At 65.7% G+C, this 19316-nt stretch carries 18 protein-coding genes and 2 tRNA genes; 9 read left to right on the top strand and 11 right to left on the bottom strand.

Features of this window, described 5'->3' with window-relative positions; all coding sequences use genetic code 11:
* Positions 1 to 131: 131 nt before the first annotated feature.
* Positions 132 to 2720, top strand: a complete 2589-nt coding sequence (clpB, locus tag BSP_RS13570; RefSeq protein WP_152950670.1) for an ATP-dependent chaperone ClpB — start codon at positions 132 to 134, stop codon at positions 2718 to 2720.
* Here the strand turns inward: clpB and BSP_RS13565 are convergent, their stop codons facing one another.
* The 3 genes from BSP_RS13565 to BSP_RS13555 all read right to left on the bottom strand — a co-directional run bounded on the left by BSP_RS13565 (position 2721) and on the right by BSP_RS13555 (position 5924).
* Positions 2721 to 4241: a GNAT family N-acetyltransferase gene (locus BSP_RS13565; RefSeq protein ID WP_152950669.1), complete on the bottom strand. Its 1521-nt coding sequence runs from the start codon at positions 4239 to 4241 to the stop codon at positions 2721 to 2723.
* Positions 4153 to 4650, bottom strand: a complete 498-nt coding sequence (locus BSP_RS16655) for an ASCH domain-containing protein (RefSeq protein WP_152950668.1) — start codon at positions 4648 to 4650, stop codon at positions 4153 to 4155. Before BSP_RS16655 ends, BSP_RS13565 begins: the two co-directional genes overlap by 89 nt.
* Before the next feature lie 662 nt (positions 4651 to 5312).
* The gene (locus tag BSP_RS13555; RefSeq protein WP_152950667.1) at positions 5313 to 5924 is read right to left on the bottom strand and encodes a TIGR02466 family protein; all 612 of its coding nucleotides are present in this window, start codon (positions 5922 to 5924) and stop codon (positions 5313 to 5315) included.
* Positions 5925 to 6023: 99 nt separating this feature from the next.
* Here BSP_RS13555 and BSP_RS13550 point away from each other — a divergent pair, with 99 nt between their 5' ends.
* Complete coding sequence (locus BSP_RS13550; RefSeq protein ID WP_152950666.1) at positions 6024 to 8018, top strand: biotin carboxylase N-terminal domain-containing protein; 1995 nt, start codon at positions 6024 to 6026, stop codon at positions 8016 to 8018.
* A gap of 7 nt (positions 8019 to 8025) precedes the next feature.
* On the opposite strand, the gene BSP_RS13545 is transcribed toward BSP_RS13550, so the two are convergent.
* On the bottom strand, positions 8026 to 8316 hold the full coding sequence (locus tag BSP_RS13545; protein WP_054766195.1) for an antibiotic biosynthesis monooxygenase family protein: 291 nt from the start codon (positions 8314 to 8316) through the stop codon (positions 8026 to 8028).
* Between the two features lie 106 nt (positions 8317 to 8422).
* Here BSP_RS13545 and BSP_RS13540 point away from each other — a divergent pair, with 106 nt between their 5' ends.
* From BSP_RS13540 to metG, 3 genes are all read left to right on the top strand, one after another.
* Positions 8423 to 8821, top strand: a complete 399-nt coding sequence (locus tag BSP_RS13540; RefSeq protein WP_194166972.1) for a DUF1489 family protein — start codon at positions 8423 to 8425, stop codon at positions 8819 to 8821.
* A 62-nt stretch (positions 8822 to 8883) separates the two neighbouring features.
* Entirely contained in the window at positions 8884 to 10230 is a 1347-nt protein-coding gene (locus BSP_RS13535; protein ID WP_152950664.1) for an MATE family efflux transporter, read from the top strand.
* 54 nt (positions 10231 to 10284) lie between these two features.
* A complete protein-coding gene (metG, locus tag BSP_RS13530) occupies positions 10285 to 11985 on the top strand; it encodes a methionine--tRNA ligase (protein WP_152950663.1) in 1701 nt (566 codons plus the stop codon).
* A 10-nt stretch (positions 11986 to 11995) separates the two neighbouring features.
* Here metG and BSP_RS13525 read toward each other — a convergent pair whose 3' ends face one another.
* The gene (locus BSP_RS13525) at positions 11996 to 12310 is read right to left on the bottom strand and encodes a helix-turn-helix transcriptional regulator (protein ID WP_152950662.1); all 315 of its coding nucleotides are present in this window, start codon (positions 12308 to 12310) and stop codon (positions 11996 to 11998) included.
* 65 nt (positions 12311 to 12375) lie between these two features.
* On the opposite strand from BSP_RS13525, the gene BSP_RS13520 reads away from it, so the two are divergent.
* Positions 12376 to 12723 (top strand): carboxymuconolactone decarboxylase family protein, encoded by a 348-nt coding sequence (locus BSP_RS13520; RefSeq protein WP_054766191.1) that lies wholly within the window; start codon positions 12376 to 12378, stop codon positions 12721 to 12723.
* On the opposite strand, the gene BSP_RS13515 is transcribed toward BSP_RS13520, so the two are convergent.
* Genes BSP_RS13515 through rlmB form a run of 3 tightly spaced genes read right to left on the bottom strand, consistent with a single transcriptional unit; the run spans position 12720 to position 14774 of the window.
* Entirely contained in the window at positions 12720 to 13049 is a 330-nt protein-coding gene (locus BSP_RS13515; RefSeq protein ID WP_152950661.1) for a rhodanese-like domain-containing protein, read from the bottom strand. The two genes, BSP_RS13520 and BSP_RS13515, sit on opposite strands and share 4 nt — an antisense overlap.
* The gene (locus BSP_RS13510; protein WP_152950660.1) at positions 13046 to 13858 is read right to left on the bottom strand and encodes a YjbE family putative metal transport protein; all 813 of its coding nucleotides are present in this window, start codon (positions 13856 to 13858) and stop codon (positions 13046 to 13048) included. The genes BSP_RS13515 and BSP_RS13510 overlap by 4 nt, the downstream gene beginning before the upstream one ends.
* A gap of 31 nt (positions 13859 to 13889) precedes the next feature.
* Positions 13890 to 14774 carry a 23S rRNA (guanosine(2251)-2'-O)-methyltransferase RlmB gene (rlmB, locus tag BSP_RS13505; protein ID WP_152950659.1) on the bottom strand — a complete coding sequence of 295 codons (885 nt, stop codon included), beginning with the start codon at positions 14772 to 14774 and terminating at the stop codon, positions 13890 to 13892.
* A gap of 148 nt (positions 14775 to 14922) precedes the next feature.
* Here rlmB and BSP_RS13500 point away from each other — a divergent pair.
* The 3 genes from BSP_RS13500 (at position 14923) to tuf (ending at position 16401) form a co-directional block, all read left to right on the top strand.
* Positions 14923 to 15006, top strand: a tRNA-Tyr gene (locus tag BSP_RS13500).
* A 78-nt stretch (positions 15007 to 15084) separates the two neighbouring features.
* Positions 15085 to 15158, top strand: a tRNA-Gly gene (locus BSP_RS13495).
* Between the two features lie 52 nt (positions 15159 to 15210).
* A complete protein-coding gene (tuf, locus tag BSP_RS13490; RefSeq protein WP_152950524.1) occupies positions 15211 to 16401 on the top strand; it encodes an elongation factor Tu in 1191 nt (396 codons plus the stop codon).
* Between the two features lie 78 nt (positions 16402 to 16479).
* On the opposite strand, the gene BSP_RS13485 is transcribed toward tuf, so the two are convergent.
* The 3 genes from BSP_RS13485 to BSP_RS13475 are packed head-to-tail and all read right to left on the bottom strand — an operon-like array spanning position 16480 to position 19263.
* Positions 16480 to 17037 carry a CDP-alcohol phosphatidyltransferase family protein gene (locus BSP_RS13485; protein WP_054766187.1) on the bottom strand — a complete coding sequence of 186 codons (558 nt, stop codon included), beginning with the start codon at positions 17035 to 17037 and terminating at the stop codon, positions 16480 to 16482.
* A gap of 11 nt (positions 17038 to 17048) precedes the next feature.
* Positions 17049 to 17834, bottom strand: coding sequence for a thioredoxin domain-containing protein (locus tag BSP_RS13480; RefSeq protein ID WP_054766186.1), 786 nt, complete (start codon positions 17832 to 17834; stop codon positions 17049 to 17051).
* A gap of 28 nt (positions 17835 to 17862) precedes the next feature.
* Positions 17863 to 19263: a M48 family metalloprotease gene (locus tag BSP_RS13475; RefSeq protein WP_152950658.1), complete on the bottom strand. Its 1401-nt coding sequence runs from the start codon at positions 19261 to 19263 to the stop codon at positions 17863 to 17865.
* Between the last annotated feature and the right edge of the window lie 53 nt (positions 19264 to 19316).

Below are 19316 nucleotides of genomic sequence, written 5' to 3'. Positions count from 1 at the left end.
GGGCGGGGTGAAATCTCCCGCCCGCCACCCCTTGTGTGCCCGACGGGTCACACCATCTGGATTTCACAGACCCGTGTCGTCGCTTCCTGAAAGGGCGGCGCGGGCGAAATCCGCCTGATGAGGGGACACCTATGAATCTCGATCTCTATTCCGACCGCGCCAAACAGGCGGTCCAGTCCGCCCAGTCGCTGGCCCTGGCCCGTCGCCATCAGCAGTTCGCGCCCGAACACCTGCTCAAGGTCTTGCTTGAGGAACGCGACGGCCTGGCCCGCAACCTGATCACCGCCGCCGGCGGCGACGCCCGCCGCGCCGAGGCCGATGTCGAAACCGCGCTGAAGAAGCGCGCCCAGGTCACCGGCGGCTCGGGTCAGCTCTATCTGGACGGCGACACCGCCCGCGTCTTCGCCGCCGCCGAAGAGTCCTCAAAATCCGCCGGCGACGCCTTCGTCACCACCGAACGCCTGCTGGCGGCCCTGGCCAAGGAGGGCGGAGCCGCCGCCGAGGTGCTGAAGGCCTCGGGCGTCACGGCCGACAAGCTGGAGGCCGCCATCGCCGAGGTGCGCAAGGGCAAGACCGCCGACAGCGCCGCCGCCGAGGACGGCTACGACGCCCTGAAACGCTATGCCCGCGACCTGACCCTGGCCGCCCGCGACGGCAAGATCGACCCGGTCATCGGCCGCGACGAAGAGATCCGCCGCACCATCCAGGTCCTGGCCCGCCGCACCAAGAACAACCCCGTCCTGATCGGCGAGCCCGGCGTGGGCAAGACCGCCATCGTCGAGGGCCTGGCCCTGCGCATCGTCAACGGCGACGTGCCCGAATCCTTGCGCGACAAGACCGTGATGGCGCTGGACATGGGCTCCCTGATCGCCGGCGCCAAATACCGCGGCGAGTTCGAGGAGCGGCTGAAGGCCGTGCTGTCCGAGGTCTCGGCGGCCGAGGGCGGCATCGTCCTGTTCATCGACGAGATGCACACCCTGGTCGGCGCCGGAAAGGGCGACGGCGCCATGGACGCCTCCAATCTGCTCAAACCCGCCCTGGCGCGCGGCGAACTCCACTGCGTCGGCGCCACGACGCTGGATGAATACAGGAAGCACGTCGAAAAGGACGCCGCCCTGGCCCGCCGCTTCCAGCCGGTCTTCGTCTCCGAACCGACGGTGGAGGACACGGTGTCGATCCTCCGTGGACTGAAGGAGAAGTACGAGGTCCACCACGGGGTCCGCATCTCCGACAGCGCCATCGTGGCCGCCGCCACCCTGTCGAACCGCTACATCACCGACCGCTTCTTGCCGGACAAGGCCATCGACCTGATCGACGAGGCCGCCAGCCGCGTGCGCATGGCCGTGGACTCCAAGCCCGAGGCCCTGGACGAGATCGACCGCCGCCTGGTCCAACTGAAGATCGAGCGCGAGGCCCTGAAGAAGGAGACCGACCAGGCCTCTCAACACCGGCTGGAGAAGCTGGAGGACGAGATCGCCGATCTGGAAGGCCAGTCCGACGACCTGACCGCCCAGTGGAAGGCCGAGAAGGAAAAGGTCGGGCAGGGCGCCCAGTTGCGCGAGACCCTGGACCGTCTGCGTCTGGAGCTGACCAACGCCCAGCGCGCCGGCGACCTGGGGAGAGCGTCCGAGATCGCCTACGGCCAGATCCCCCAGATCGAGAAACAGCTGGCCGAGGCCGAGGCGAACGAGGCCGACAAATCCGGCCCCCTGACGCCCGAGGTGGTCGACGCCGAACAGATCGCCGCCGTCGTCAGCCGCTGGACCGGCGTGCCCGTCGACAAGATGCTGGAGGGCGAGCGCGAAAAACTGCTGAAGATGGAGGAGGCCCTGTCCGCCCGCGTGGTGGGCCAGGACGAGGCGCTCGCCGCCGTCTCCGACGCGGTGCGCCGCGCCCGCGCCGGCCTGAACGACCCCAACCGGCCCCTGGGCAGTTTCCTGTTCCTGGGCCCGACCGGCGTGGGCAAGACCGAACTGACCAAGGCTTTGGCCGACTTCCTGTTCGACGACGAGGCGGCCATTACCCGGCTGGACATGTCGGAATATATGGAGAAGCACAGCGTCAGCCGCCTGATCGGCGCCCCTCCCGGCTATGTCGGCTATGACGAGGGCGGCGCCCTGACCGAGGCCGTGCGTCGCCGCCCCTATCAGGTCGTCCTGTTCGACGAGGTGGAAAAGGCCCACCCCGACGTCTTCAACGTGTTGCTGCAAGTGCTGGACGACGGCCGCCTGACGGACGGGCAAGGGAGAACCATCGACTTCCGCAACACCCTGATCATCATGACCTCCAACCTGGGCAGCCAGTATCTGGCCGATCAGGGCGAGGGCGAGGATGTGGAGGCCGTCCGCCCCTTCGTCATGGAGGCCGTCCGCGCCCACTTCCGGCCCGAGTTCCTGAACCGGATCGACGAGATCATCCTGTTCCACCGCCTGGGCCGCGACCAGATGGGCGGGATCGTGCGGATCCAGCTGTCACGGTTCGAAAAGCTGCTGGCCGACCGCCGCATGACGCTGGACCTGGACGACGCCGCCCTGGCCTGGCTGGCCGACCGCGGCTACGACCCGGCCTATGGGGCGCGGCCGCTCAAGCGGGTGATCCAGAAAGAGCTGGTGGACCCGATTGCGAGGAAGCTGCTGGCGGGCGAGATCGAGGACGGCGGGGTGATTGCGGTGACGGCCGGCGAGGGCGGGTTGGAGATCGGGAAGGCGCGGGTGCATTGACTAAGCGGCCTCCAGGTTGCCCGAGACGAATTGCTCAAGCAGTTTGAGCCGATCGCCTGAGACGCCAACGAACGACTGCGGAGGACCGTCAAGCAAACCCCGGCCCTCCAAGTCTGCTCGCAGAAGCGGTTCTTTGAGGTAGCCGTAAAATAAGAAGGTGAGAGCCTTCAGGCCCGGCTTCTGGACAAGGACTTCTAGCTCCTCGTTTGTATAAACTGAACGCTTGGCGACGATAGCGACCGCTTGCTCATATTCGTCGATGCGGTCGTATCGCTCAGCGATTCCAACGGCTGTGACAGCACTTTTGACGCCCATTTCATTGTCGCTGGACCGGTAAAACGCGACAAGCGTCCCTGGCTCAATAGTGGCGGTGGGTGTATAGCCGAGATAGACTTTTCTAATGCTGTTCGATGGGCTGGAGCGTTCAGGAGTGCCCTGAGACCAAGCTGATGCAAAGAGATCGCCGGGCATGTCTGCCAAGCGTGATGCGGCTTCTGGGAAAAGTCGATCATGGTAGCCCGGTCGCACAGGAACGATGAGCCCCCTGTGAAACTTTGCCGGCCAAGCAGGGTAGTTCCGGCGCACTCGTACTACGTCGGACGCGTCTAACTTTAGGTGACGATCCCAGTGTTTGGCATACACAAGCTCACCGTTCGCCTGTTCTGACACGTTACGAAAACCGAACGACTGAATCAGCTCGCGAAGCGCAATTTGTTTTGGAAAAACTGTCAAGTACGCGGCGTCGTATCCGCCATCGTATCCAAACCACATAGCCTGTCTGAGTAGCTGTTCGCCTAAACGGCCTCCACGATACCGCTCTGAGACTTTGAATGTGCAGAGTTTGAGAACGCGATCTCCGAGTACTCCCGACGGCGTTTCGTCGCTGCTTTCGTCCTTGAATATGACCAGCGCAGCTATTGAGCTATCGTCCTCGACGACCCAACATTCGCGATCATTCCTTCGGCATTTTTCCATCCAACTGGCGAAAGGTGGATAGTCCGAAATAAGTGAATCGAAGATCGGGTCGGTCGGTCTAAGCTCGTAGCAAAATTTCCGAGAGACTGATTTGAGCACGTAGTCGATGCGCGCGTACGTGCCGTTGATAAAGTCTAGCGCCTGACGTACCGTGAGGACTTTCTGTCCAAGTCCTCGACGGTGCGCCCTAGTGTGGAGCCCTTGATCTTCTGTGATCAGCGCATCGACAATACCGTCGTAGAGGGCGCTGAGAATGTGGGCGTCAGACAGGTCATTTTCATTCCGTATTTCGCCGAACTCTTTCGTCAGCGCAGACCTGTCTCTCCAGCTGTTCTTAATCCGGGGGTACTTTGCCGCTTTTGATAACGAGATCGATCTGCGCGCAGCATCCTGGTCGCGTTTGATGTCAGCCAGTGTGGCATCATGGACGTGAGATGTATGGCCTTTGGCCTGTAGGTCACGCAGCAGCGAGGCGTAGGAATCCGGCGTCGCTCTCGCATCTTCCACCGGTATCAGAATATTGGTGTCCAATAGAAATTTGGCCATGCCGTAGAAGTGCTGCCGTTAGATGGTCAGGTATCTCTCGGTAAGATTGCGGAGCTTGCAAGCTATAATATTGGGTCAGCGCATTGAGGGGGACTGGCGTGGGAAATTGTACCGCAGATGCTAGGCCAATCGCAAAGCCATCCTCTAGCCCATCGAAATAGGCGAAAAACGCATCCCGTAAGATGCCTCCTTCTCGTTCTGCCAACCCCCAAAGCGACCGCAAAGGCATGGCTTTGACCGAGGTTATGACTGCGGCTCCCGTGACTGCTTTCGTGGGTGTGGTCTCGTAGATTAGCATCAAGGAGCCCACTGAGATTTTCGGCGAAACTCGGCGCCGGAGTTCAACCGTTTTCAATCCATCGAAAATCTGAGCGCAGTACTCGGGTTTGATGCTGAATAGATATGCCATGCTGCGCTCGTTCTATCTGATGGAAACAAGGTGATCTGACACGCCTTAAGGTGCCGTTAATCACGTTAACATTGACGTAGGTGGGGCCTCCGTCATTTTTGGACGTAGAGGCTACCTCCTTAAAATCCGACACGACCTCCACGTCGGCGCACGGAAAGATCGCCCCGTGCGGCGGTCCTCTTACAGGAACGGCGACCTCGTGGCTGTCGTAACGCCTGCCATCCTCCTTGCGGGCCGTGAGCACTCCGGACAAGCTGGAGGATGACGGGGCGGGTGCGGGCTGGTGATGCGGTTTAGAGCCCCACCGTCACGCCGCTTCGCGTCGCGCTGCGTCCCCATTTCATGGGGAGGAGACAGGCAAGGGCCGGCGCTCCGTCTCCTCCCCGCCTGCGGGGAGGGTGACCGCCGCGCCGCTTGCGCGGGGGTGGAGGGGTTCTGGACGCCGCACGATGCGGGATCGCCCCCACGCCGGGTCATAGGCGAAAGACCCTCTCCCGCTTGCGGGGGAGGTGGCCCGGCGTCCGCGTAGCGGACCAGGGTCGGAGGGGGAAGTGTCGCCAAAAAGGAAGACTTCCCCCATCGTCAGGCGTGTCGCTGCGCGCCACGGCCTGACACTTCCCCCGCAGGCGGGGGAAGATTTGTGTCGCCTCCGGGCCGCTCCCTCAGGCGTAGTTGAAGCTGATCGAAATCCGGTCGGACTTGGCCTGGTTGGTCGGCACCTCGTGGCGCAGCCAGCTTTCCCACATCAGCACCGTCCCGGCCTGGGGCCGCAGATAGACGAAGGGGCGTTCGGCCTCGGGGGCCGCGTCGGTGACGCCGGGGCGGGCCATCATGAAGGGCAGGCGGGGGTCTTCCAGCTTCAGCGCGGAGGCGCCGTCGGGCACGTCGATATAGACGGTGCCGGACAGGAAGGCGTGGGGGTGGACATGGCCCGTGTGACCGCCGCCGGGCTTCAGGATGTTGACCCACAGATTGTCCAGACGCGGCTTCCGGGCCAGGTCGAAGTTCAGCGCCTGGGCATAGGCCAGGGCGTGGCGGTCCAGATGGCGTTTCAGCTCGGCGAACTCGGGGAAGCGCTGGGGCAGGTCGTTCAGAGAGGCGTAGGAGGTGTAGCCGCGATAGGCGTTGTCGCGGCACCAGCGGCGGCCGGCGGCGTCTTCTTCGGCCATCATGCGGACCACCTCGATCAGCTGGGCATTGAAGGCGGGCCAGCCGCTTCCCTCGGCAAGGGAGGCTTCATAGACCTGGGTGACGAAGAGGGGGCGCAGGGACATGGGGCCGGGATAGCCGGTCTGGCGCGGGGCGCAAGGCCTCGCCGTCGCAGCCGGGGAGAACCGCTGGGCAGGGGCGCACGATCCGGCTAAGACCGGGGCATGTTCAAGTCCGTCCTTGTCGCCAATCGCGGCGAAATCGCCTGTCGCGTCTTCCGCACCGCCCAGCGGATGGGGATTCGCACCATCGCCGTCTATTCCGAGGCCGATGCCGACGCCCTGCATGTGCGGGCGGCGGACGAGGCGGTGCTGATCGGGCCGGCGGCGGCGCGTGAGAGCTATCTGGACGGGGCCAAGGTGCTGGCGGCGGCCAAGGCGACGGGGGCCGAGGCCATCCACCCCGGCTATGGCTTCCTGAGCGAAAACGCCGACTTCGCCGAGGCGGTGGCGGCGGCGGGGCTGATCTGGATCGGGCCGGACCCGGCTTCGATCCGGGCCATGGGGCTGAAGGACGCGGCCAAGGAACTGATGATCCAGGCCGGGGTGCCGGTGACGCCGGGGTATCAGGGGGCGGACCAGTCGCAAGAGACGTTGACGGCCGAGGCGGCGCGGATCGGCTATCCGGTGCTGATCAAGGCGGTCGCGGGCGGCGGCGGCAAGGGGATGAAACGGGTCGATGATCCGGCCGACTTCGCCGCCGGCCTGGCCAGCGCCCGGCGCGAGGCGGCGGCCGCCTTCGGCGACGACCGGGTGCTGATCGAACGCTACATCACCCGTCCGCGCCATATCGAGGTGCAGGTGTTCGGAGACCGGCACGGCGAGGTCGTGCATCTGTATGAGCGGGACTGCTCCCTGCAACGCCGCCACCAGAAGGTGATCGAAGAGGCGCCGGCTCCGGGCATGAGCGAGGCCGTGCGCGCCGCTGTAACGGACGCGGCGATCAAGGCGGCCAAGGCGGTCAACTATGTCGGGGCCGGGACGATCGAATTCATCGCCGACGCCTCGGACGGGCTGAAGGCGGACGGCGTCTGGTTCATGGAGATGAACACCCGGCTTCAGGTCGAACATCCGGTGACCGAGAGCGTGACCGGCGTCGACCTGGTCGAATGGCAGTTCCGGGTGGCGGCGGGCGAGCCCCTGCCGCTGAAGCAGGATCAGATCCGCCTGAACGGCTGGGCCATGGAGGCCCGCCTCTATGCCGAAGATCCGGCGACCGGCTTCCTGCCGTCCATCGGGCGGCTGGACCATTTCGTCATGCCCGACGGGATTCGGGTCGATACGGGCGTGGAACAGGGGGGCGAGGTCAGCCAGTTCTACGACCCGATGATCGCCAAGCTGATCGTCCATGAGGACACCCGCGAGGCGGCTGCGGCGCGCCTGGCCGAGGCGGCGGGCGAGGTCGAGGTTTGGCCGGTCAAGACCAATGCGGGCTTCCTGAAACGCTGCCTGGACCATCCGCGCTTCGTGGCGGGGGATGTGGATACGGGCTTCATCGCGGCGGAGGAGACAACGTTGCTGGTTAGCGGCCCGTCGTCGAACGCTCGGATCGCCGCGTTGAACCTGATCGCAGACCGTCATGATTTGTCGCCGCAGCGGGGCGAGTATCTTTCGCCTTGGTCGTCGGACGCCGACAGTGCGGCGGTTGGTTTCCGCCTCAATGGACCTTCACGTGCGCTGTTTCAGGCGCAGATCAATGGCGAGAAGGTAGCGGGCTCGGTTCTGACCAACGGCAGCGGAGATTTTAGCTGGAAGATCGAGGCCGATGGTCGAACGGTCGTTAGCCGCGCCGATGAAGACCGGATCGTCGTCGGCGACGGCGTGAGCTTAGGTTACGCTGGAGGGTTGTCGGGCGTCGAGGGCGTCATCTTCGAGCAGGGTGACGCATGGTCTGTCACCACAGCCAGCAATGAGCGTGGACCGGGTGAAGGTTCCGCTTCCGACGGCTCCCTTCGCGCACCCATGCCCGGCAAGATCGTCGCCACGCCGGTCAAGGCGGGCGACCTTGTCGCCAAGGGGCAGCCGGTCGTGGTGCTGGAGGCGATGAAGATGGAGCACGCCCTGACTGCGCCCTTCGACGGGGTAGTCGAAAGCGTCGCGAGCGTCGGTGATCAGGTGGTCGAGGCGGCGGTTCTGGCGGTGGTCAAGGCGCCGGACTGATCGCGGATCAAAACCCGATCCCGCCCAGGGGGCGGGTCAGGATGGACTCATCCATCTTGGCCATCAGGCCGTAAACGGCTCGCCAGGCGCCGCTGGCGCGCAGGTCCCGGCTCCAGGACTGGTGGGTGGGCTGATCGACCCAGACCTCCGTCACCCACAGGGTTTCCGCGTCGGCCAGGTCGTGGGCGACGATGTAGGAATGGCATCCGTGTTTCTTCACGGCCGGATCGGTCAGCAGAAGCGCCAGTTCGTCGCGGCGGCCGGGATGCGCCGTCAGGCGCGTAATCAATCCGTACATGGTCGTTCCGTTGCGCCGTGAATGAGAAGAAGGCACGGACCGCACCCTAAGGTCCGACCGTAAAGAGAAACTGGCGAAGGCCCTTAAGGGAGATTACGTGGTCGCCATGCCGCTTCACATGATCAAGCTGGGCGTCGGGGTGCCCGACGTCGAATGGCTGGAACGCCGCGCCGCCAAGGGCGGACCTCTGGTGGTTCACACCCGAATGACGCCCAAACGCGCTTCGGAAATCGAGGACGGCGGGTCGCTGTACTGGGTGGTGAAGGGCGTGATCGTCTGTCGCCAGCCGGTTCTGGACATCGCGACCCTGGGCGAGGGCAAGCAGAGCCGGTGCGAGATCAAGCTGGAGCCTCGGGTGATCCGCACGGCGCCCCTGGCGCGGCGGCCCTTCCAGGGCTGGCGCTATTTCGAGCCCAAGGACGTCCCGCCTGATCTGGATACGCTGGACGCCGGCGAGGCGCCGGAGGAGCTGGTCCGTCAACTGCGTGAACTGGGCGCCTGGTAGCCAAGACCCCAGAGTTTTTGGGAGTTGACCCCGACGATCCCGCATGGCCTGTGCCGCGTCCGATGATCGCGCTCAACTCCCAGACCCGCACCGCCTTCCACGACCTGCTGAACCTGGCCTGGCCGGTGATCCTGGCGCGGATCGGCATCATGACCATGGGTCTGACCGACGCCATTGTCGTCGGCAATTTCTCAAGCCGCGAACTGGCCTTCCACTCTCTGGCCTGGGCGCCGACGTCCATCGTGGTGACGACGGCGGTCGGTCTGATGCTGGGCGTTCAGGTGATGACCGCGCGGATGCTGGGCGAGGGACGGCGGCACTCGGTCGGCTCGGTGCTGCGCCGGGGCATGACCTATTCGTTGCAGATCGGCGTGGTCTCCATGATCGCCCTGATCGCGATCGGTCCGTGGGGGCTCGGCAAGATGGGCCTGGAAGACGGTCTGGCCGAGGGGGCGAGCCCCGCCCTGATCGTCTTCGCCCTGTCCATGCCCTTTTATCTGATCTCGGTGACGGGCCAATTCTTCCTGGAAGCCCTGGGGCGGCCCAAGCCCGGCATGGTCGCCATGTGGGTCGCCAATGGGGTCAATCTGACGCTGAACCTGCTGTTGGTGCCGGATCTTTTGGGGATCGGCTTCAACGGCGCCTTCGCCTCGGCCTGGGCGACCTTCGGGGCGCGGGCGGCCCTGGCGCTCTTTCTGGTGGTTTATATTCTGCGCCTGCCCGAGGCGCGGGCGCTCGGCGTCTTCGACAAGCCCGAACGCGATCCCCAGGCCGCGCGGGAACAGGTCAAGGTCGGCCTGGGCGCCGGCGCCTCCTATTTTATCGAGGTCGGAGCCTTTTCCGGTTTCACCTTCTTCGCCGGCCAGATCGGCGCGGCCGAGACGGCGGCCTGGGCCGTGGTGCTGAACGTCTCGGCCATCGTCTTCATGCTGCCCATGGGGCTGTCCTCGGCGACGGCGGTGCTGGTGGGCCGCAGCTATGGCGCCAGCGATGGCCGAGGGGTGTTGCGGGCCGGTCTGGTCGGCCTGGGCGTCGTCACGGCCCTGACCTTCGTCGTCGCCCTGGCGGTCTGGCCCAGCGCCCATCTGATCGTCGGCGCCTATAACCGCGACCCGGCGCTCTTGGCCATCGCCGCCCCGGCCCTGGTGCTGGCGACCCTGTTCTTCGTGGCGGACGGCATCCAGGTGGTGGCCGCCCAGGCGAACCGCGCGGCGGGCGACGTCTGGTGGCCGACCATCCTGCATTTCACCGCCTATGGGGCTGTGATGATGCCGCTGGGCTGGGTCTTGGCGCACCAAATGGGCGTGAACGGTTTGGTGTGGGCGGTGGTCATCGCCAGCCTGGCCTCCTCGACCCTGTTGACGGGGCGATTCATCCGTATTGCGCGCCGACTGCCGCAAGGCGTTTGAGGAAACGACGTCGCCGCTCTATATCCCTGCGCTTCCCCGAACTCCTGGACGATCATGGCCCGCATCCTCATCACCTCGGCGCTGCCCTACATCAACGGCATCAAGCACCTGGGGAATCTGGCGGGCTCGATGTTGCCGGCCGACGTCTGGGCGCGGTTCAAGCGGGCCCAGGGCCATCAGGTCCTCTATATCTGCGCCACCGACGAGCACGGCACCCCGGCTGAACTCGCCGCCGCCGCCGCCGGTCAGGACGTGCGGACCTATTGCGACGAGCAGCACGAGATCCAGAAGGCCGCCGGCCAGGCCTTCGGCCTCAGCTACGACTGGTTCGGCCGGTCCTCGAACCCGCAGAACCATCGGTTGACCCAGCATTTCGCGGAGGCGCTGGAGAAGAACGGCCTGATCGAGGAGCGGGTGGATCGGATGATCTATTCGATCGACGACGCCCGTTTCCTGCCCGACCGCTATGTCGAGGGGACCTGCCCCCACTGCGGCCATGTCGGCGCGCGCGGCGATCAGTGCGACAACTGCGGACGGCTGCTGGACCCGACAGACCTGATCGATCCCTATTCGTCGGTGTCGGGCTCCCGGAATCTGGAGGTGCGGGATACGCGCCACCTGTATCTGCTTCAGACCAAAATCGAGCCCCAGATCCGCGCCTGGGTGGACGGCAAGACCGGCTGGCAGACGCTGGCCAAGTCCATCGCCTACAAGCATCTGGACGAGGGGCTGATCGACCGGGGCATCACCCGCGACCTGGCCTGGGGCGTGCCGGTGACCAAGGACGGCTTCCCCCGCCCGGGCATGGAGGACAAGGTCTTCTACGTCTGGTTCGACGCCCCCATCGAATATATCGCCGCGACGGAGGAATGGGCCGAGGCGACGGGCGGGTCGTGGCGTGACTGGTGGCGTCTGGACGAGGGCGCTGAGAACGTTCGCTATGTCCAGTTCATGGGCAAGGACAACGTGGCCTTCCACACCGTGAGCTTCCCCGCGACCATCATCGGCTCGGGCGAGCCGTGGAAGACGGTGGACCAGCTGAAGGCCTTCAACTGGCTGAACTGGTACGGGGGCAAGTTCTCCACCAGCCAGAAGCGCGGCGTCTTCATGGATCAGGCGCTGGAGCTGCTGCCGGCCGACTACTGGCGCTGGCGCCTGACGGCCTATGGGCCGGAGCACGCCGATTCGGCCTTCACCTGGGAGGATTTCCAGGCCTCGACCAACAAGGACCTGGCCGATGTGCTGGGGAATTTCGTCAACCGGATCGTCAAGTTCGCCGAGTCGAAGTTCGACGGCGTGGTGCCCGAGGGCGGCGAGGCGGGACCGGTCGAGATTAAGCTGGAGGCCGACATCCGGGCCGCCGTGGCCGAGGCGACCGAACAGTTCGAGGCGATGGAGTTCCGCAAGGCCGCCGTCGCCGTCCGCGCCGCCTGGGTGCTGGGCAACGAATATCTGCAGGTCGCGGCCCCCTGGACCGCCCTGAAGACCGATCGCGACCGGGCGGCGGTGGGCGTGCGCACCGGCCTGAACCTGGTGGCCCTGTTCGCCCGGCTGGCGGCGCCGATCCTGCCCTTCTCGGCTGAGAAGATCGCCGCCTCGGTCGGCTCGACCGATCTCAGCTGGCCCGCAGCGGACGAGGACTTGCTGAACCGTCTGCCGGTCGGCGGCAAGGTCGAGGCTCAGGGCGTGCTGTTCGCCAAGATCGAAGACGCCCAGGTCGCGGAATGGTCCGAACGCTTCGGCGGGGCGGAGTAGGGCGACCGCCTCAGTCCGCCTGCAGGCTGCCGCAGAAATGGGCGTGCAGCACGTCCATGACCTGAACCGCCGCCGGATGGACGATGAAATAGGTCAGGGTGCGGTGGTCGCGGCGAACGTCGATCACCCCCTCGTCCTTCAGCTTGGCCAGATGCTGGGACATGGATGTGGGGGCCATGCCGGTCTCGGCGATCAGGGTGGAGACGTTGCGCTCTCCCTGGGCCAGGGCGCACAGGATCAGCAGCCGGTGCGGACTGGCCAGCCCCTTCAGAAACGCCGCCGCCTGATCCGCTCGGGCCGGAAGGCCGTCGAAGACAGCGGTCATCGGTAGGTCTTTACATTTCATATTTCGATCATATCATAAATATCGAAATTGAAAAGGAGGCCGCCATGGCCAAGGACTATACGGCGCTGACACGCGACATCTCGGCCTATATCGGTGAACTGCGCCGGGCGCAGCCGGGGCCGATGCAGGCCTTTTCGGAACTGGCCAAGACGGCGACCGCCGACGGCGCCCTGGACAAGAAGACCAAAGAGCTGATCGCCCTGGCGATCGGCGTGTCCCAGCGGTGCGACGGCTGTATCGGCTTTCATGCCAAGGCGCTGAAGGATTTGGGCGCGACGCGCGACGAGATCGCCGAAGTCATGGCCATGACGGTCTATATGGGCGGCGGCCCGGCCCTGATGTACGCCGCCGACGCCCTGCGCGCCTACGACCAGTTCGCCGAGGCCGACTAACCCTCGATGATCGGCAGACCGGCGGCGTACCAGGCCTGGATCCCACCGGTCAGGTTGAACAGCGGCTGACCCTCCGGCCCGGTCGGGCCGATGAAGGCGCAGACCTGATGGCTGCGACCGCCCTTCAGGCACATGACCACGATCTTGCGGTCGGCCGGAAGGTCCAGCGCCTGCCAGGCTGCGGGCATGGCGCTGAGCGGGGCCAGGATGGCGCCGTCGATGCGGGCGGCGGCGAACTCGTCCGCCTCGCGCACGTCGATCAGCACGGCTTCGCCGGACTGAAGCCAGGCCGCCGCCTCTTCAACGGTGACGGTCGCGACCGTCATGCGGCCGGAACCGACGCAGGCTCGGCCGGGGCTTTAACCGCGCTGTCTTCTGCGCGCTTCTGACCCAGATGTTTGGCGGCTTCCTCGGGGTTGATCTCGATGAAGGCCGGCGCCGAGGCGTTGAACTCATCCATATGGCCGGTGCGGACCACCACCTGACGCGCGCCGTCCCAGATCATATGCAGGGCGACGTACAGAACCACGACCAGACCGACATAGCCGATCCAGCGGAAGCGGTGCAGCAGACGGGCGATATAGGTCGCCGCCACACCCATCAGGGCGATGGATAGGATCAGGCCGAAGACCATGATCCAAGGGTGTTCGTGGGCGGCGCCGGCGACGGCCAGCACATTGTCCAGCGACATGGTGATGTCGGCGATCATGATCTGGAGCAGGGCGGCGCCGAAGGACTTGCGCTTGACGCCCAGCTCTTCGGGCGAGGGGCCGGTGCCGTGCTCGATGCTCAGGGCGAGCTCCAGCTCCTTTTCCGCCTCGGCCTGATCGTGGGTGCGCTGCTCCTGCAGTTCTCGCCACATCTTCCAACAGACCCAAAGCAGCAGCAGACCGCCCGCCAGCAGCAGCCCGACCAGGGCCAGCAGCTGCACGGTGATCAGGGCGAAGCCGATGCGCATGACCACGGCGGCGGCCAGGCCGATCAGAATGGCCTTCTTGCGCTGTTCCTGGGGCAGGGCGGCGGCGGCCAGGCCGACGGCGACGGCGTTGTCGCCGGCCAGGACCAGATCCATCAGCAGAACCTGGCCCAGCGCGGTCGCTTGGCTGGCGAGTTCGGGAGAAGAGAGGAATTCCATGGCGGCTCCTTAACCTCGCCCGCGCCGTCTGTCAGCCGCGTTGCGCGCGCGCAGCCTCATAAAGCGCCACGGCCGCCGCATTGGAGACGTTCAGGCTCTCGAATCCGCCCGGCATGGGGATCTTGGCCAGGACGTCGCAATGTTCGGCCACCAGACGACGGATGCCGTCGCCTTCGGAACCCATGACCAGGACCGTCGGCTGGGCGTCCAGCGCCTCTTCCAGCGTCTGGTCGGCCGAACCGTCCAGGCCGACGGCGCGCCAGCCCAGATCCGCCAGTCTTTCCAGGGCGCGCGACAGATTGGTCACTCGCGCATGGGGCAGGCGTTCGGTGGCGCCGACCGCCGCCTTGGCCAGGGCGCCGGCCAGGGCGGGCGCATGGCGATCCTGAACGACGATCCCCCGAGCCCCAAAAGCCAGGGCGGAGCGGAAGACGGCGCCGACGTTCTGCGGATCGGTCAACTGGTCCAGCATGACGATGACCCCCTGGGCCGGATCGGCCAGATCGTCCAGCGACACTCCTTCCAGCGGCTGGACCTTGAAGGCCAGGCCCTGATGGACGGCGCCGGGCGGCAGCATGCGGGTCAGGATCTGGCCCTCGACCACTTCGATCTTGTGGCCGTGCGCCAATCGGCCCTCCTCGATTTCGGCGGCGCGCTCGGGCGTGGCCAGCAACCGGCCCATGCCGCGCCGCGCCGGATTCGCCAGGGCGGCGAGGACGGGGTGACGGCCCCACAGAAAATTATCGGCGTCCGCCTTGCCGCGATCGGGCGAACGCGGGGTTCGGCTCGCATCATCTCGGCCGGAAAAGCCTTTTGCGACAGGCTTTTGGCCCCTTTCCCGCGGGCCGGAAGATGGGTTTGCTGGGATTGGCTTTTTACCGCTTCTACGGTCGTTGCGTTCTGATTTCGACGACACTATAAGACGCCCTCCGATTTGGAGCCCCAAGGGCTTTCGGGTCTGGGCGCCCCCTCTATCGCAGAGGAGGCGACATGCCGAAGGCTTTTGTTTCGTCCCGCTTGATTATGGGCGGAACGAGGGGTCCGGCGGTTCGACAAGGCGCGTTGGGGGAATGTCCCGAGCGGCAAAGGGGGGGGACTGTAAATCCCCTGCGTAAGCTTCGAAGGTTCGAGTCCTTCTTCCCCCACCACGCGCCTTCGAACACGACGGATCAGGACGACGGAGAGGAATCGGCTGCGGCGTTCCCCGGAACTTCCGCAGTCTCCGCGCGGGTATAGCACAATGGTAGTGCAGCAGCCTTCCAAGCTGAGGATGTCGGTTCGATCCCGTCTACCCGCTCCAGGTTTTTAGATCAGCATCGCGCCCCTCAACCCGGGCCATCAGGAGTTTGGCCATGGCCAAGGAAAAGTTCGAACGCACGAAGCCGCACTGCAACATCGGCACGATCGGTCACGTTGACCACGGCAAGACGACGCTGACGGCGGCGATCACGATGACGCTGGCGAAGGCCGGCGGCGCCAAGGCGATGAACTACGCCGACATCGACGCTGCGCCGGAAGAGAAGGCGCGCGGCATCACGATCAACACGGCGCACGTGGAATATGAGACGGCGAACCGTCACTATGCGCACGTCGACTGCCCCGGCCACGCCGACTATGTGAAGAACATGATCACCGGCGCGGCGCAGATGGACGGCGCGATCCTGGTGGTTTCGGCCGCGGACGGCCCGATGCCGCAGACGCGCGAGCACATCCTGCTGGCCCGTCAGGTCGGCGTGCCGGCCCTGGTGGTCTTCATGAACAAGGTCGACCTGGTCGACGACGAAGAGCTGCTGGAGCTGGTCGAGATGGAAGTGCGCGAGCTCCTGAGCTCGTACCAGTTCCCGGGCGACGAAATCCCGATCACCAAGGGCTCGGCCAAGGCCGCGACCGACGGCGTGAACCCGGAGATCGGCGAACAGCGCATCCTGGCGCTGATGGAGACGGTCGACAGCTACATCCCGCAGCCGGAGCGTCCGGTGGACCTGCCGTTCCTGATGCCGGTGGAAGACGTCTTCTCGATCTCGGGCCGCGGCACCGTGGTGACCGGCCGCGTCGAAAAGGGCGTGATCAAGGTCGGTGAAGAAGTCGAGATCGTCGGCATCCGTCCGGTCCAGAAGACGACCTGCACGGGCGTGGAAATGTTCCGCAAGCTGCTGGATCAGGGTCAAGCCGGTGACAACGTCGGCGTTCTGCTGCGCGGCACCAAGCGTGAAGACGTCGAGCGCGGTCAGGTTCTGTGCAAGCCGGGTTCGATCACCCCGCACACCAAGTTCCTGGCCGAGGCCTACATCCTGACCAAGGAAGAGGGCGGCCGTCACACCCCGTTCTTCACCAACTATCGTCCGCAGTTCTACTTCCGCACGACCGACGTGACCGGCATCGTGAAGCTGAAGGAAGGCGTCGAGATGATCATGCCCGGCGACAACGCCGAGCTGAACGTCGAACTGATCACCCCGATCGCCATGGACCAGGGCCTGCGCTTCGCCATCCGTGAAGGCGGCCGCACCGTCGGCGCCGGCGTCGTGGCCAAGATCGTCGAGTAATCGACGGTCCAAACGACCCGAAGACCTCAGCGGCCCCCGGAGAAATCCGGGGGCCGTTTGCTTTGGGGGCGTCGGGGGTTAGCGTGAGTTCAGGCTGAAGACGGACGGCACGTCACAGCGCCAGGTCTTCAATCGCAAGGTGATGGCGGCGGCTTCTATTTGGGAGATCACGCCCAGGCCGAAGGCGGCCCACAGCAGGGCGGTGGGTTGACCCGTCACGAAAAGTTGGGCGAACAGGGCCCAGAGCGCGAGGCAGAATACCTTGGACATCCAGTGATGGGGCGAGGCTTCGCGTCTGAACTTCGCGATGCTCAAGGCGTGATTGGCGGTTTCAAGGGCGACCAGCGCCAGGGCGGGGGGGAGCAAGGTCGCCACCAGCGCAGGGTGCATCAGAAGCAGGGCGATCGCAGCGCCAAGCCAGAAGACGACATCGGCGCGGCTGTCCCAATGTCTCAAGTTCGGCGTGACGCAATCGAGACGGCGCGCGATCACGCCGTCTAAGATATCGGACAGGACGGCGAGCGAGAGCAGGACTGCGGCCGTAATGGCTGCCGACGGGCCGATAAGCGCCAGGCCAAGCAGGGCTGGGGCCGCCACCAGCCGAAAGATCACCAGAGCCCAGGGCAGCCGCCGCATTGTGCTTGGCCTTATCGCTTCGCCGCCTCGATCATGCGGGCGATTTCGGCCGGGTCGATGCTGGCGGCGGCCATGCCGTTGACGAAGAAGGTCGGGGTGCCTTGAAGCTTCAGGGCGGCGGCCGTGGTGTGGATGTCGGCGATGTGGCGGGTGGTGTCGGGTGCGGCCAGGGTCGCCTTGGCGCGGGCCAGATCGACGCCGTGTTCGACCAGGATGCGGTCGATGGTCTCTGGCGTCAGAGCCCTTTCGGTCATCAGGGCGTCATAGACCTCGAGATACTTGCCCTGCTGATGGGCGGCCAGGGCGGCGCGGGCGGCGTATTGCGAGGTGATGTCCTCGCCCCGATCCAGGATGGGCCAGTCCTTGAAGACGAAACGGACGTCCGGGTGGGCCGCCATCAGGGCGCGGTACTGGGGCGCCACCGCCTTGCAGCCGGGGCAGCGGAAGTCGAAGAATTCGATCACCGTCACCTTGGCGTCGGCGGGACCGAAGGCGGGGTCGCGGCGGTCGGGGGCCAACAGGGCGGCGTTGGCGGCGGCGGCCTGGTTGGTTTCATCGACCCGGGCCTGTCCCTCCTTGGCCTGCAAGGCGAGGCTGGCTTCCTGCAGGACTTCGGGATGTTCCAGGAGATAGGCGCGGACGTCGCTGGACCCGCCTCCGAGATAGGGCGCGGCGGCCAGGCCCAGGGCGACCACCGACACCCCCAGGGCGACATAGCCGGCGACCGCCCCGTTCATCCGGCGGGCCGGGGCGGGCGGAGCGGCGGGTGTCTCGGGCGCGGGGGCGTCGTGGGTCATGAGGTCTCGCAACAGGCGGAGAGGGGGATCAGTTCAGGGTGGCGGGGCGACGGCCGGCTTCGCGGCGATCGAGGTCCAAAAGATCATCGGGCGTCGCGCCGGACGCCAGGACGATATCGACCGCCCGGCGCCATTCGATGGAGTTCGGGTCCAGCATGCTGCGGGCGCGCAGGGCGAACTGGGTGGCCTGCTGTTCCTGGCCGGCGGCGAAATAGTATTCCGCGGTCGCCAGCCGGGCCTCGCCCTCCTTGCCCTGGGCGGCGTAGGCCTGTCCCAGCAAACGCCAGGCCATGGTGTTCTCGCGCTCGGCGACCGTGGCGTGTTTGAGCTGGTCGATGGCCTCGTCGAGGTTCTTGGGGTCCTCTGTGCCGATCAGGGCGTGGGCCAGGTTGATCCGCAGCAGGGGGGCGTCAGGCTTCAGCCGCACCGCCTCGCGGTGGGCGGTTACGGCCTCGGTCGGGCGGCCCTCTTCGAAATAGATCTGGCCCTTCAGTTCCGCGAAATAGGGGTTCTGAGGGTCTTCGGCGATCAGGGCGTCCACAGCCGTCAGCGCCTTGTCGGTCTGGCCGTCCCGATACCAGGCGATGGCGCGGGCGTAGCGGCCGGGCAGGCTGACATCGGAAGACGGATAGGCCCGCAGGGTGGTGTTGGGCGGGTCCATGAAGGCGTGGATCTTGGCCAGGATCAGGGCGTGCTGGGCCATCCGCTCGGGACTGTCGCGATGGTCGTAATGGGGCTGGTCCTGCACGAAACGCCGGAGGGATTCGATCCGCTGCGACGACAGGGGGTGGCTGCGGAAATAGGGATAGCGGCGGGCGTCGGAGAAGACCTCCTGGGCGCGGAAATTCTCGAAGAAGGACACCAGGCCCGCGCCGGATTCACCGGCCGCCTCCAGGGCGCGTGCGCCGGTCAGATCGGCCTCGCCCTCCTGGCTCTGCATATATTGCAGGGCACCGATCGTGCCGAAATACTGGCTGGAGCCCAAGAGGGCGACGCCCGCATCCGGCGCGCCTGCGGCGATGGCCAGGGCGCCCAGGGCCATGGTCATGAACATCGGCTGTTTGGCCGCGTTTTGGGCCCCGTCGCGCTGGGTGTGGCGGTTCTTGATATGGCCCGCCTCGTGCGCCATCACGCCCAACAGCTCATTGGGGTTCTTGGTCCGCAGGATCAGGCCGGTGTTCACGCCCATGATCCGCCCGCGCGTGGCGAAGGCGTTCAGCTCATTGTCATTGACCAGAAGAACCTCGACGTCGGACGGGTTCAGACCCATGGAGACGAAGACCGGATCGACCCATTCGCGGATGATCCCCTCGATCTCGGTGTCGCGGATCAGGCTCTGGGCCGAGGCCTGACCGGCGGCGACGAGGGCTGCAAAGCCCACCGCCGCCGCGGTCAGAAGGCGGGATGCGGATCGGGGAAGCCACGTCATGGCGTACTCCAAAAACGACCGGCCCCCGCCTGCATCCTGACAGCTTAATCGTG

Source organism: Brevundimonas sp. Bb-A (assembly GCF_009394735.1).
Taxonomy (GTDB): domain Bacteria; phylum Pseudomonadota; class Alphaproteobacteria; order Caulobacterales; family Caulobacteraceae; genus Brevundimonas; species Brevundimonas aurantiaca.
Note: the sequence above shows the minus strand (reverse complement) of the source record. Positions and strands in the feature narration are given on the sequence as shown.